General features: G+C 36.2%; 12 protein-coding genes. 10 read left to right on the top strand and 2 right to left on the bottom strand.

What is annotated here, in order from left to right:
- Positions 1-5 precede the first annotated feature (5 nt).
- From BXY64_RS04985 to proC, 10 genes are all read left to right on the top strand, one after another.
- On the top strand, positions 6-1,391 hold the full coding sequence (locus tag BXY64_RS04985; RefSeq protein ID WP_120238822.1) for a hypothetical protein: 1,386 nt from the start codon (positions 6-8) through the stop codon (positions 1,389-1,391).
- Between the two features lie 835 nt (positions 1,392-2,226).
- Positions 2,227-2,655: a SoxR reducing system RseC family protein gene (locus BXY64_RS04980; RefSeq protein WP_120238821.1), complete on the top strand. Its 429-nt coding sequence runs from the start codon at positions 2,227-2,229 to the stop codon at positions 2,653-2,655.
- Positions 2,656-2,659: 4 nt separating this feature from the next.
- A complete protein-coding gene (locus BXY64_RS04975; protein WP_120238820.1) occupies positions 2,660-3,610 on the top strand; it encodes a Fe-S cluster domain-containing protein in 951 nt (316 codons plus the stop codon).
- Between the two features lie 15 nt (positions 3,611-3,625).
- Positions 3,626-4,954, top strand: coding sequence for an electron transport complex subunit RsxC (rsxC, locus tag BXY64_RS04970; protein ID WP_120238819.1), 1,329 nt, complete (start codon positions 3,626-3,628; stop codon positions 4,952-4,954).
- Positions 4,955-5,026: 72 nt separating this feature from the next.
- Positions 5,027-6,022 carry an RnfABCDGE type electron transport complex subunit D gene (locus BXY64_RS04965; protein ID WP_120238818.1) on the top strand — a complete coding sequence of 332 codons (996 nt, stop codon included), beginning with the start codon at positions 5,027-5,029 and terminating at the stop codon, positions 6,020-6,022.
- A 2-nt stretch (positions 6,023-6,024) separates the two neighbouring features.
- A complete protein-coding gene (locus BXY64_RS04960) occupies positions 6,025-6,633 on the top strand; it encodes an RnfABCDGE type electron transport complex subunit G (protein ID WP_110361557.1) in 609 nt (202 codons plus the stop codon).
- Positions 6,633-7,217: an electron transport complex subunit RsxE gene (rsxE, locus tag BXY64_RS04955; RefSeq protein ID WP_120238817.1), complete on the top strand. Its 585-nt coding sequence runs from the start codon at positions 6,633-6,635 to the stop codon at positions 7,215-7,217. The genes BXY64_RS04960 and rsxE overlap by 1 nt, the downstream gene beginning before the upstream one ends.
- A gap of 11 nt (positions 7,218-7,228) precedes the next feature.
- Entirely contained in the window at positions 7,229-7,801 is a 573-nt protein-coding gene (gene rsxA, locus BXY64_RS04950) for an electron transport complex subunit RsxA (protein ID WP_120238816.1), read from the top strand.
- Between the two features lie 205 nt (positions 7,802-8,006).
- On the top strand, positions 8,007-10,841 hold the full coding sequence (locus BXY64_RS04945) for a PAS domain S-box protein (RefSeq protein WP_120238815.1): 2,835 nt from the start codon (positions 8,007-8,009) through the stop codon (positions 10,839-10,841).
- A 648-nt stretch (positions 10,842-11,489) separates the two neighbouring features.
- Complete coding sequence (proC, locus tag BXY64_RS04940) at positions 11,490-12,296, top strand: pyrroline-5-carboxylate reductase (protein WP_120238814.1); 807 nt, start codon at positions 11,490-11,492, stop codon at positions 12,294-12,296.
- 25 nt (positions 12,297-12,321) lie between these two features.
- Here the strand turns inward: proC and BXY64_RS04935 are convergent, their stop codons facing one another.
- Together BXY64_RS04935 and BXY64_RS04925 are read right to left on the bottom strand one after the other, a co-directional pair.
- Positions 12,322-13,422 carry an adenylate/guanylate cyclase domain-containing protein gene (locus BXY64_RS04935; RefSeq protein WP_120238813.1) on the bottom strand — a complete coding sequence of 367 codons (1,101 nt, stop codon included), beginning with the start codon at positions 13,420-13,422 and terminating at the stop codon, positions 12,322-12,324.
- 245 nt (positions 13,423-13,667) lie between these two features.
- On the bottom strand, positions 13,668-15,044 hold the full coding sequence (locus BXY64_RS04925) for a TolC family protein (protein WP_120238811.1): 1,377 nt from the start codon (positions 15,042-15,044) through the stop codon (positions 13,668-13,670).
- Between the last annotated feature and the right edge of the window lie 9 nt (positions 15,045-15,053).

Below are 15,053 nucleotides of genomic sequence, written 5' to 3'. Positions count from 1 at the left end.
ACCATATGAAAAAACTATTACTACTCTCTATCTTGTCTATATTTCTGTGTGTAGGGAACCTGCATGCTCAAGAAGACAATTTATTTTACGGTTTCGATAATTCATTCGAAAACCTAAGCAATCCTGACTCCATCAGCCTTTTCACTGGTGCATTTGTCTTTGCCCGAATTGGTGGAGAAAACTATGCTGGTGCAAGATTTCAACCTGAATTGAACCTGGGAAAAGTAGGTGTAGGATTTGATCTTCCAATTTATTTCAACATAGAATCGGGAGAATTGTACAGCGACGAATTCAAAAATGGAGCTGGAATACTTCGTCTTATCAGCTATGTACGTTATGGTCGTAAGAAAAAAGATCCTGTTTTTATTAAAGTAGGGCAATTAAGAGGCGAATCTCTTGGCTATGGTAGCTTGTTAAATAACTACAACAACTCACCTAGTTTTGAAAAGCGAAAAGTAGGTGTTAGCTACGATTTTAGAATTAAAAAAGTTGTTGGTATCGAAGGTTTGTATAGCGATTTTAATCTTGAATCATTTAATCTGTTCGCCATTCGTCCTTATGTTCGTCCGTTTGGAGCTAGTGGAATTCCAGTTCTTAAAACATTAGATTTTGGATTCTCTTACATTAGCGATAAAGACAGAACCAATCGCTTTGGAGATGATACCGGGAAAAATGAATTCCTTTCTGATGGGATGAAAGCCTATGGTTTTGACATGGGAATCACTTTTATCAATTCCAATTTTATCAACCTTACCGGATATACCCACTTTAGCAAACTGGCAAAAATAAAATCAGATTCACTGGCCAGATATCATCAGGCAATCCCTCCTGCGCAAGGATATGGCGCAGGAAAAGGTATGGGAATTGGTGTTAATGCCAATATGAATGTGGTAGGCAATTTCTTTAGATTGAATTCGAGAATTGAACGCCTTTGGTATACCGACAATTACCTGCCGCAATTCTTCGATGCGCATTACGAAATCAATAAGGATGCAAAAATTGCTGCATTGGGCGATGCTAAAAATAAGCAGGGTATTTACGGATCCTTAACCGCTTCGTTAATGGATAAAGTTTTGGTTGGAGGTAATTTACTTCTGCCTGATAATGTAAGTGAAGAAACCCCTGCCACCATGCAGCTAAATCTTAAAACGAAAGATTTATTCGATAAGATTATTATTGAAGGATATTATACAAAAGCCAATTTGGTTGATTTTGGTGATGCTTTTGAATTCGATGATAATTCATTGGCATTAATTCGTTTCGCATATAAAATAAGTCCTATTATAGCAACAGGAATAGACTACAAATGGACCTGGAACAAGCAAGATGATGGAAGTTTTAAGGCTGATAATTCGGTAATGCCTTATGTGGCATTGCGTTTTCAATTCTAAGGAAGCACAATATATACTTAAGATATTTGCCCAATGTATTTTACATACGCTGGGCATTTTTCTTTAAATACCTACTTGAACTGCAATTATTATAATAACAACCTACCCAAGTAAGTGCAATAAATTATTATATCCATTTAAACAACCTGCTCTAGCACGTTTTCCAACCTACTTTACCTGGTTGGATAACCTACTCTAGTACGTCCACCAACCTACTTTACCCATTTGGATAACCTACTCTAGTACGTCTACCAACCTACTTTACCCATTTGGATAACCTACTCTAGTACGTCTACCAACCTACTTTACCTGGTTGGGCAACCAGGTAGATACTGTAAAATACAGGTTCTATACTCCAATTAATACAAGCTCCTTTACAATAATCATATGTAAAGTTTATTTTTTAACACTTTACAGGTAATACACTCTTATCAAAATTAGGAATTCAAAAAAGGGGAAAGTCTCTTTGTGGTTCAATTTAATTCTGCATGAAAATTCACATTCCTCGACTCCTGTTGTTCCACAGCCTTCACTCAAGCATTCATTATCTAAAAGCAATCTAAATTATCTCGTTTGCAGAAAATACAAAAATTAGCGATTTTTTTCTTGAATAGCCCAAACTAACTGTATTCAATATAGATACATGAAAAATTGTAATCTCTACATTACAAAAGCAAGGAAGTCCCTCTATTTAAACACGCTATAAATAGACTTTTTCAGGATGGAATGTGACCTAAAGTGTTAATTTTGTTGCCATGTGTTAAATAACATACCTATTAAAAGGTGCTGATATACAGCAAACAAACACATACATTAAATAAAAAGGGGCTAAATCATGAGTACTCCCAAACAAATTGATCATGAGGGGACTATCCTGGAAATAAAGGATGGTAAGATTACAGTCGGAATTGTTAATGTTTCGGCTTGTGCAGGTTGTCATGCTAAAGGAGCATGTACAATGTCTGACATGAAGGAAAAATCAATTGATGTTATTGATTTTAGCAACAAGTATTCAGTAGGAGAAAAAGTCAAATTAACTTATCGCGAATCCTTAGGCTGGTTTGCATTAATGTTGGCATATGTACTCCCGTTTATTCTTGTGTTACTTGTTCTTTTTATAGCAACATCAATTACTAACAACGAACTAATAAGTGGTTTACTATCATTGGCAGTTTTACCACCTTATTATATCATATTGTCCTTTTTTAAAGGACGTTTAAAGAAAACGTTTTCATTTACAATAGAAAAAATCGTAAACATTTAATTCTATGAGCATTATAGCTATCACTATTCTGGCTTTGTGTGCGATTGGTGTTACAGCAGCAATTATCCTGTATTTTGTAGCCCAAAAATTCAAAGTGTACGAAGATCCTCGAATTGACGAGGTTGAAGAAGCATTGCCTGCAGCAAACTGCGGGGGTTGTGGTTATCCGGGTTGTAGGGGTTTTGCCGAAGCATTGGTAAAAGCCGACGACATCTCAAACTTCAACTGCCCTGTTGGTGGAGCAGCAGTAATGTCACATGTAGGTGCCCTTTTAGGACACGAAGTTAAAGCAGCAGACCCAACTGTTGCTGTTGTACGTTGTAACGGAACTTGCGAGAACCGTCCGAAAACAAATCAGTACGATGGAGCAGCTTCCTGTTCCATTGCTGCATCACTTTACAGTGGTGAAACTGGTTGTCAGCACGGATGTCTAGGTCTAGGCGAATGTGTTGAAGCATGTAATTTCGATGCAATGTACATGGACGAAGAAACAGGTCTTCCTGTTATTATTGAAGACAAGTGTGTTTCTTGTGGTGCTTGTGTTAAAGCTTGTCCTAATAACATTATTGAGCTTCGCAAAAAAGGCCCTAAAAGCCGTCGTATTTTTGTGTCTTGTGTAAACAAGGACAAAGGTGCAGTTGCGAAAAAAGCTTGTAATGTTGCATGTATTGGTTGTCGCAAATGTGAGAAAGAATGTCCTTTCGATGCAATTACAGTAGAAAACAACCTTGCTTACATCGACTACAACAAATGTAAATTGTGTAGAAAATGTGTAGTAGTTTGTCCTACTAATGCAATACATGAATTAAACTTCCCTCCTCGTAAAGAGAAGCCTGCTGCAAAACCTGATGCAAAAACAGTAAAACCTGCAACTGCTAAAACGGAAGTTAAAGATGCTCCTAAAGCTGAGCCAAAAGCAAACGATTCGAAAGAAGAAACATCTGATAACAAATAAATAGGAGGATAATCAGTGTTAAAAACATTTTCTATAGGAGGTATTCATCCAGCAGAAAACAAACTATCTGCTGAAAGCGCAATCCAGGCATTGCCAATACCCCAAATGGTTAGCATTCCAATTTCACAACATATTGGTGCTCCTGCTACGGCAATCGTTAAAAAAGGCGACGAAGTTAAAGTAGGACAACTTATTGCCAAATCTTCAGGATTTGTATCTGCAAATATTCACTCTTCTGTATCAGGAGCTGTATTCAAGCTAGATGATATCATGGATGCTAGTGGTTTCCGCAGAACCTCTATCATCATTAAAGTTGATGGAGATGAGTGGTTAGAGCATATCGACCGAAGCGAAGAATTGGTAAAAGATATCAAAGCAAGTAAAGAAGAAATTATCAAACAAGTTGGCGATGCTGGTATCGTTGGTTTGGGTGGTGCTACTTTCCCTGCTCATGTTAAACTTTCAGTTCCTCCAGGAAAAACTGCAGAGGTTTTAATCATTAATGCTGTTGAGTGTGAACCTTACCTAACCTCTGACCACAGAATCATGTTGGAAAAAGGTGATGAGGTATTGGTTGGTACTCAAATCTTAATGAAAGCTCTTGAGGTAAACAAAGCCATTATCGGTATTGAGAATAACAAACCAGATGCCATTGCTCACCTTACAAAACTTGCTGCAAACTATAATGGAATTGAGATTTGTCCATTAAAAACACAATACCCTCAAGGTGGTGAAAAGCAATTAATTTCTGCTACCATCAAGCGTGAAGTTCCATCAGGAGCTCTACCCATTGAAGTTGGTGCCGTTGTTCAGAATGTTGGTACTGCTTATGCAGTTTATGAGGCAGTTCAGAAAAACAAACCTTTATTTGAACGAGTTGCAACTGTTACTGGTAAATCATTGAAGAACCCTTCAAACTGGATGTTCCGTATTGGTACCCCAGTAAAAGATATTATCGAAGCTGCAGGTGGCATGCCTGAAGATACTGGTAAAATTGTAGGTGGTGGTCCAATGATGGGTAAAGCATTATCAAGTATTGATGTGCCATTGACTAAAGGTAGTTCTGGATTATTGCTTCTTCCTAAAGAAGAAACTGCTCGTAAAGCTACCAAAGCTTGTATCCGTTGTGGTAAGTGTGTTTCTGTTTGTCCAATGGGACTTGAACCATACTTGCTAATGGTATGTGCTGATAAAAAAGATTACGAGCGCTTAGAAAAAGATGCAGTAATGGATTGTATCGAATGTGGTTCTTGTAGTTTCACTTGTCCTGCTCACCGTCCTCTATTGGATTACATCCGATTAGGAAAGGGTAAAGTAGCCCAAATCATGAGAGCACGCAAATAATTAGCAATTCACAATGAGTGATTAATAATCATTCATTTACCAAATTAAAAATTAACTAATTAACAAATAGATATGAACACCAAAGTACTTGTCGCACCATCTCCGCATGTTCATAGTGGAGATTCCATACAGAAAAACATGTATGGTGTGGTATTTGCGATGCTTCCGGCGCTGCTATTTTCGTTCTTTTACTTTGGATTAGGTGCACTAGTTGTAACCCTAACCGCCGTAGCATCATGTTACTTATTCGAATTCTTAATTCAAAAATACATTCTAAAGACAGAAGTTACCATTAACGATGGTTCTGCCCTTATCACTGGTATTCTTTTGGCTTTTAACGTACCATCTAACCTTCCAATCTGGATCATCATGATTGGAGCCTTGGTTGCAATTGGTATTGGTAAAATGACATTTGGAGGATTAGGAAACAACGTATTCAACCCTGCTTTGGTTGGTCGTGTATTCCTATTAATTTCCTTCCCTGTTCAAATGACCAGTTGGCCAGTGTCTAAAGGTTTAACCAGTGGATATATTGATGTGGAAACCGGAGCTACGCCTCTTGCCATCATTAAGGAAGGATTGAAAAGCGGTCAATCTCTTTCATCACTAATGGACAAGATTCCTTCAAACATGGACATGTTCCTTGGGAATATGGGAGGTTCAATGGGTGAAATTGCAGGAGCTGCCTTAGTTCTTGGATTAATTTATATGTTGATCCGTAAGATCATTACTTGGCACATTCCTGTTGCTGTGATTGGTTCTGTTGCTATCTTAACTGGAATTCTTCACATGGCAGATCCAGAAGCTTATGCTGGGCCTGTATTCCATATTTTGACAGGAGGTTTGTTATTGGGTGCTATTTTCATGGCAACCGACTATGTTACTTCTCCAATGTCTAACAAAGGAATGATCATCTACGGTGTGGGAATCGGTGTCCTTACTGTAGTGATCCGTGTATTTGGAGCATATCCTGAAGGAGTTTCATTTGCCATTCTTATTATGAATGCATTTGTGCCACTAATTAACGTGTATGTTAAACCTAAGCGTTTCGGCGAAAAAAGGAAATAATCATGGCTGGTAAAAAAGAATCTACATTTATAAATATGGTTCTGGTGTTATTCATCGTAACACTAGTTGCCTCAGCTGCATTGGGTGGACTTTACGAGTTAACCAAAGAACCTATCGCTGCTGCTAAATTGGCTAAGAAATTAAAAGCCATTAAGGAAGTTGTTCCTGAATTTGATAATAATCCAAGTGAAGAAATGTATTCTGTTGAGATGCCTACAGGTGATCTTTTGGAATTCTATCCTGCCAAAAAAGGGGGAGAATTGGTTGGTACTGCAGTAAAAACATTTACCACAAACGGATTCTCCGGATATATTTGGATTATGGTTGGTTTTAAACCTGATGGAACAATCAACAACTATTCAGTATTGGAACACAAAGAAACACCTGGTTTGGGTACAAAAATGGAACCTTGGTTTAAAACTACCGATCCAACTAAAGCCAAGTGTAGCATTTTGGGCAAAAATCCTGGAACAGCAAACCTAACTGTTAGCAAAGATGGTGGTGAAGTTGATGCAATTACTGCAGCAACAATCAGTTCCAGAGCTTTCTTAGAGGCTGTTCAGACTGCTTACAATGAGTATAACAAAAAAATGGAAGGAGGAACCAAGTAATGACAAACAAAGAAAATTTCTTAAAAGGTTTTTTTAAAGAGAATGCTGTTTTTACTCTATTGTTGGGTATGTGTCCTGCACTTGGAGTAACCTCTTCTGCAATTAACGGATTGGGTATGGGATTAGCTACAACTTTCGTACTAATCATGTCAAACCTTGTAATCTCATTGGTTAGCTCTCAAATCCCTGATAAAGTAAAGATTCCATCATTTATTGTGATCATTGCTTCTTTCGTAACAATGGTTGATTTGGTAATGGCTGGTTACGTACCTGCTCTGCACGAACAATTGGGTGTATTTATTCCTCTGATTGTAGTAAATTGTGTAGTATTGGGACGTGCCGAAGCATTTGCATCTAAAAACAAGTTGGTTCCTTCTATTATTGATGGATTAAGTATGGGACTAGGTTTTGCGATGGCTTTAACCATGTTGGGTGCTGTTCGTGAGTTTTTCGGTTCAGGAAAAATGTTTGGCATCACCATTTTTAGCGAGAATTATGGAATGTTGATTTTTGTATTGGCTCCGGGTGCATTTATTGCCTTGGGATACTTAATTGCATTTATTAACAAACTGAGAAAAGCATAAGGAGGAAAACGATGGAATTTATTGTAATTATTATATCAGCTATATTTGTAAATAATGTAGTATTGATGCAATTCCTTGGAATTTGTCCTTTCCTGGGAGTTTCGAAAAAAGTATCTACCGCTGTAGGTATGACAGGGGCTGTAACCTTTGTAATGGTTTTGGCTACTATCGTAACCTACTTAATTCAGAACTATATCTTGAATCCTTATAATATTGGATTCATGCAAACCATCACCTTTATCTTGGTAATTGCTTCATTGGTACAGTTGGTAGAAATTATTTTGAAGAAAGTAAGTCCTGCATTATATCAGGCTTTGGGAGTATTCCTTCCATTAATCACGACTAACTGTGCAATTTTAGGGGTTGCAATCATGACCATTCAGAAAGATTACGATTTGCTCGAAGCTGTTGTATTCTCTGGAGCATCAGCAATTGGTTTTGGGCTAGCATTGGTATTATTTGCTGGACTACGTGAACACCTTGATATGATAGAATTACCTAAAGGAATTAAAGGAACTCCAGCCGCTCTTATTGTTGCCGGATTACTTGCAATGGCTTTTATGGGATTCTCTGGAATCGTATAAATCAAAATACATTTGATTATATTTCATAGGCAGCTCATTTTGAGCTGCTTTTTTTGTTGTATAAATTCCCCTCTACGTAAGCAATAATAGCACCTTTGTCAAAAATCTTGTGTAAATCCATAAGAATAACTAACTTAGGAATGAAAGTCACCTAAATGTGACCAAAATCAACCACTAATTACACACTAAATACAGGCGAAGCTAAATGCTTAATAAGTTAAAATTTCGTACGAGAGTGCTTGCTGGATTCGGACTTATTCTACTGTTTACGGTATCATTCTTCGTCCTCTCTATTTTCCAGGTAAAAAAACTACGATCAGAATCTGAATTCATTTATAATCACACCTATACGGTAAGCAATAGTATTCGGGATATTAATACGCACATTCAAATCATGGAAAGTGCAATGAAAGATATCTTACTTGCTAACACTCAAGAGGAGTTCGATCAGGCAATTGATACCATAAATCTTTATCATCTTAAGGTGGAAGATGAATTTGACATTGTCTACAATAATTTCTTAGGCAATGGAAGAGATGTAGGTGAAGCTCACCGTGCCTTTATGGACTGGGAAGATATCAGAAACCAAATTATCGATTTAAAAGTTAGTGGTAAAGAACTTACAGCAAAGAAAATGGTTGATGGCATGGCAGCAAATCATTTGAATAAGCTTAAGGAAAAAACCAAAGTATTGACTGATTTTGCTGAAAACAAAGCTGATTCCAGTTATAAGGAAGCGTCAGAAATGCACAACGCTACATTATTTTGGTTTACGATTATATCGGTGATAATTGTACTGTTTTGTATTGCTATTACCTATGTAATTTCTGATAGTATTTCACGACCAATTAAGAATTATATTTACAAAGCTCAAGCCATTTATCAAGGCCAAGGTCATGGTTCTGTTAAAAGGATTAGTGAAGAGAGTTTATTAAGCCATTCTATCACTGAGTTAACCGAAACCTACACCAAACTTCAGAATGAAATATTGGAGCGTGAGAAAGGCGAACAAACCATTCGTGAACAATACCAGGAAATACACGATTACTCGGAACAGCTAAGATCTTTTAACGAAAAACTGGAAGGAAGGGTAAAAGAGAGAACAACTGCCCTGGCTACAAGCGAAGAGAAATACAGGAACCTGATAAACGGAAGTACCGATATCATATTGGTAAACGAATATTTAGGTGATGGTTCTTCAAAATTAATCGAAGCTAACGATACAGCTTGTATTTTGCTTGGCTATTCTCGCGAAGAACTATTACAACTTACACTTCATGATTTTATTGAAAATTTAGATGATGATTACATTGTTGATTCGATAAAACGTCTAACTCGCGAAAAGCAGTTTACCAGCGAACAAATGTTTGTTTCCAAGTATGGTAAAAAAACCCCTATGGAAACAGTAAACCAGTTGGTAACCCTGCAAGGAAAGCATGTAATTCTTTCCACGGCACGTGATATCACCGAAAGGAAGAATGCCCAACAGGCTATAATTTCGAGCGAACGCAGGTTGAAAAAGATGATTCACAAATCACCTCTTCCTATTGTAATTACTGATGAGAATAAAGATATCGAATTCCTGAATGATAAGTTTATTGAGCAATTTGGATATAACTTAAATGACATTCCTACCTCTGAAGACTGGTATGCAAAATGTTATCCTGACGAAAAATACAGAAATACAGTTATTGAAGCTTGGAAAAAAGCTACTGAAAAAGCAAGGCAGGACAATACAGATATTGAGAAACAAGAATTTCACATTAATACTAAAAATGGTGAACAGAGGCATTGTGAATTTTTCATGGTTCCTTTCGATACCTCTTCCATGATCATCATTAATGATATTACTCCTATTATTAATACGCAAAGTGAGTTGGTAAAAGCGAAGGAAAAAGCGGAAGAAAGTGATCGTTTAAAGTCTGCATTCCTTGCCAACATGTCACACGAAATCAGAACCCCAATGAATGGGATTATTGGTTTTGCAGATATGCTTAGAAAGCCTGGAAAAACTGATGAACAACAAAATGTATATGTAGATATCATTTACAAGAGTTCTAATCAGTTATTGAAGATTATTAATGATATTCTTGATATTTCGAAGCTGGATGCCGGACAAACCATTATCAAGGAAACTCAATGCTCGATTAATTCAATTTTAGACGATTTGCATATGCAATTCAGCAAAGAGAATATTGCTGATGATGAAATTGAATTTAGAGTTATTAAATCATTACCAAACGAAAAAACTCTGGTAGTAACCGAAGAAAGAAAGCTAAAACAGGTGCTTTCTAACCTTCTGAACAATGCGTTTAAATTCACCTCATCAGGATCCATTGAGTTTGGCTATAAACTTTTAAAGGACAATTCCCTTGAATTCTATGTAAAGGATACAGGTATTGGTATTCAGAAAGAGAAACAAGACATTATTTTTGAACGTTTCCGTCAGGTTGAGGAATCCTTTACTCGTAAATATGGTGGTACTGGTCTTGGCTTGGCCATTTCGAAAGGTTTTGTAGAATTAATGGGAGGAAAAATAAGAATGGCAACGGTTGAAGACAAAGGAACAACCTTCTTCTTTACCATTCCTTACAAGCCTGTAGATACAGATAATGTACCCATTAAAAAGACAGCTAAGAAAAAAGATTACAAATGGGATGATAAATTGATTTTGGTAGTAGAAGATGACGAAACCAACTACAAGTACATCGAAGCAGCTTTAAAGCCTACAAAAGTGAAAATACTTCATACCATATCAGGAAACAAAGCAATAGAACTGAGCTTAAGAAATCCTACCATTAACCTTGTTTTAATGGATTTGCGATTACCTGACATCAATGGCTTGGAAGCAACACAATCTATTAAGAAAATGCGTGACAATCTTCCGATTATTGCACAAACGGCAAATGCTTTCAGAGAAGATAAGAACAAGAGTATTGAAGCGGGTTGCGATGACTTTATTGCGAAGCCATTTGATGAAAAAAAGTTACTGGAGACCATTAACAAATACTTCAAGAAGAAAAAGAAGCTTAATGTGTGATGTATTAAGTTCTTGAACAATTGATCCTTTTGAGTCAGCAATTTCTATGTTATGATGTTATAACGACGTTTTAATTAGTATTGTAACGATGCGTTCGTTATCAACGAGGCTATTCACCTATCTTTTCAATAAAAAGGAGATTGTATTAAATACATTTTTGATAGATTATTGTAATTTATTCCGAATTTCAACACAATCCTCTATACTTTGAGAGTACAACTGTATACACTTTGAGAGTACAACTGCATACACTTTGAGGGTACAACTGCATGCACTTTGAACCTCAACAAATTTGTTTACTAAGGTTCAACCACTATGCACTCTTAGGTTAAGAGTACGTACACTCGTCATCTCAATAAGCATGCACTCGTAGTGTAAGAGTGCATACACTCTTTGTCTCAGTAATTAATCACGCACAAAGTTTAAGGGTATACCCATAAATTCTCAATTGTATTCTTAAAATAATTCTACCCCATTTATATCTGATATACTGACCACAACTCCACAACACTGGTATGCTTTCGAAAATCATTTTCCAGACTAGTTGAATAACACAAAAATCACTACAAATAGTTAGTAATTTAAATCGCAATCTTCATTAGTTTTGCTGCCGCAATTTTAAACGATATTTACAAACACACCTTAAAAATGAACTCAAAGAACATTACAATTATTGGAGGAGGAAATTTAGGATCCTCTATTGCAAAAGGATTAGTTCAAAGCGGTTTATTAAAACCTGAACAAATTACAGTTACCAATCTTGAATTGCATTTAATTCAACACCTAAAAGATGAAATAGGTGTGAATATTACAACCAATAATCTTGAGGCAATTAACAATTCGCAAATTGTTATAGTTGCAGTAAAACCAACTGTGGCAAGAATACTTCTAAACGAGATTAAGGAACCTTTACAAAAAGGTAAACAAGTTTTAATTTCGGTTATCTCAGGAATTAAAATTCAAGATCTTGAAGATATTTTAGTAGATGTACCTGTAATTAGAGCTATGCCAAATACAGCAATCGCCATTCAGGAATCAATGACTGCATTGTCTTTTAACGAAAAGGGCTTGGAGCACAAAGATGAAGTTGTTGAAATTTTCGATCAACTTGGAGCAACCATGATTATCCCGGAATCGCAAATGCCAGCTGCAACAGTTTTGGCTTCTTGTGGTATTGCCTTTGCGTTAAGATTTATGAGAGCTGCTTCGCAAGGAGGGATCGAGATTGGTCTGTCTTCAAAGCAATCATTAGAAGTGGCAGCACAAATCATGAAAGGTGCTTCAAAATTGATTATTGAAAATGGAACTCACCCCGAACCAGAAATCGACAAGGTAACGACTCCACTTGGAGTAACCATTAAATCACTAAATAAAATGGAGCATGAAGGATTTAGTTCCTCTCTTGTTCAAGGAGTGGTTAGTGGTCACAAAAAGATCTTAGAAACAGAATCATAAAAACTCAATAATAACAGCTCATTACCTAGCATATTTTATAGAGCGCGGTAGTGAGCTGTTTCCCATTTAATAGCACTGTTCCCAAAGGCTCGTAATCAGTATCAAAATATTGGTTCTCTTTCAACTCTTTAATCAGGTTACCCGATACCAAAAGCTTTGATTGATAGGAATTGCATAAGCATTGAATACGCGATGCTGTATTAATGGCATCACCATGATAGGCGATTTCTGACTTTAACTCCCCTACTTCTGCAACCATAACCTTACCTGAGTGCACTCCAGCTTTAAAGACTGGTATAATTCCATATTCCTTTTGATAATAGTCTCTTTTCTTATGCAGTTCTTCCATAAAATCAAAGAACACTTGCAGGCACCTGTTGTTTTTCAATCCATCCTTCAGTCTCCAGGTCAGTACCACTTCATCGCCAACAAACTGATAAATTTGAGCCTTATTTTTCTCAATGGCAGAAGAGATATCTTTAAAACAATCCTGAATCAACCTGCTGTACTTAAAGTGCCCCAATTGCTCAGCATAATAGGTTGATGATTTTAAATCCATAAACAAAAACACTCTGTCCTCTTCCTTTGGTTTATAATATCTCCCCAACAAGAACTTTAAAAGTACTCCTTTTCCTAAGCGCTTGTCTATTTCGAAAAAAATCTCGATTAAAGATCCCACAATAAAGAAATAAGCTAAAATGGAATAAAATATCTGTGAATTATAAAGATCTAATAGCTGTTGAAAACTATTTGGAAAATCTTCAAACATAAAAATATCACTTAAGTGATAGATCGAATAGATCAATAAATAGGCACTTAATACATTGACCGAAACGGAAAGTAAAATCGTTAATGAGAAACGAGAAAGAAATTTCCTAATATACTGTGATATCTTAAAAATGACTCCCCAAATAATACCGGCCAGCAAACCAGACCAAAATGCATTGTTTAAGTCAGCCATCCTCGAAATTGACATGGTATTGTTTTCATTAACCTGAAAAGTAGTTAAAAAGAAACATGCCAGAATCCAAGTAAGAATGATAGCTCCAAAATAAGTTATAGACTTATAAATATGTCGCGATAACTTATTTTCCATGATTGCAATTGATGAAAGATACCAAATCATTTATTTGTTCTTTGGTATTGATCACGTAATCGTTATTTACTTTTAAACAAAACAAGTGTGTTTTTATAATTTGCATATTGGTTTTTGAGGGATTTTTTAAACTTCTTATCGCCTCTTCATAAAGCAAATCTCTATCTTTCATATCTTCGTACTTATTAAAACAAGAGAGGATGAATTACAAGGTTGAAAGAACCACCAATCAACAACATCCCATATGTAATTCATGCCTCTCTCTTCCCACTATTTTACTCTGCTAATTCTCCTATTGCTTTTAGGAAACCCGATTCTTTTAGCTTAAAATTGATTTTTGCATCAATTAATTCGGTATGTGCCTGTTGCCAAAATGCTTGCGCATCGAGCATTTCAGTGGCATTGGCCAAACCTTCGTAAAAACTATTCCTGGTTATGGAAACATTCTCTTCGGCCTGATTCATTGATATTCGAGCCAATTTGTTTTGCTCGTATGCTTCTTGCAAGTTGAAATATGCCTGCTGCACTTCAAGGCTAACCAAATCCTTAGTTCTGTCTAATTGCAGCTCACGTTGTTTTGTCTGATATTTCTTTGCTGCAACCCTATGCTTTCTTTCATTCCAGTGAAAAATAGGAACCTTTAAACTTGCCTGAACAGATAAGTTTTGGCGTGAATCCATCAAATTTTCGATTTTACTTGTATAACCATAAGAAGCTCCTACACCCAACTGTGGCAAATAATCGGCAAGTGTTCTTTTTTCTTCTTGCCTATCTATTTCCACCTGCTTTCCAAGCATCAAAATTTCTGGTCTTTGTTGCATTGCCTTCTGAATAAAATTAGTTTCGACATGTTTATTCTCAACTAAAATAATTGTGTCAGAAGCTGATATTTCGCTTTTCAAATCTCTACCAATTACCTGGCACAATGCCATTTGAGAAAGCACATGAGCATTTTTAATTCTGAACAAATCAAGTTTTGCCTGGTTGAACTGTACTTGAGCCTTTAGCAATTCATTTTTTGTAGTCAATTCCAGGTCAAAAGCATTCTTCAAATCAGTTACCAACTGATTCAACATTTCAACATACTTTTCAGCCACTTTAACTCTTTCTCTTACCGACACAAGATTCCAATATGCCTTATCGGTTTCAAGAATAACATCAGAAGCTTCCAGTTTTCGATTGAATACCGATAAATCGGCTCCTAACTTGGCCATATTGTAATTGCTTCTTACTTTACCTCCGGCATATATAGGTTGACTTAAAATCAAATTTGCAGAATAGTAATCAATATTTCCCATTTCAAGATTTAAACCGGGAAAGTAAACATCACTTGTACCTGTAAAGTTTCCCAATTTTGCTTCATCCAAACTACTGGCGGTTGGCAGAAAAAATCCCGGAAAAGAAATATCATCAATATCATGTAAATAACTATAGCTTCCTTCTGCGCTAAGGTTAGGCAGGAAATGCGTATACGCAAACTTTACATTCGATTGACTTTCTGAAATTAACTCTTCTGCAATTTTTATTCTCTGATTATATTCCAATGCCAACTTTCTACTTTCCTGAAGAGATAATTTCTCCTGCCCAATTCCCTGATATGATATCAGGGAAACAGCAAGAATAGTATATATTTTGAATTTTAATAATTTCATAAAAAGTGT

Origin of the sequence: Marinifilum flexuosum (assembly GCF_003610555.1) — a bacterium.
Lineage (GTDB): Bacteria > Bacteroidota > Bacteroidia > Bacteroidales > Marinifilaceae > Marinifilum > Marinifilum flexuosum.
The sequence above is the reverse complement of the archived record's forward strand: the minus strand, read 5'-3'. Positions and strand labels throughout refer to the sequence as shown.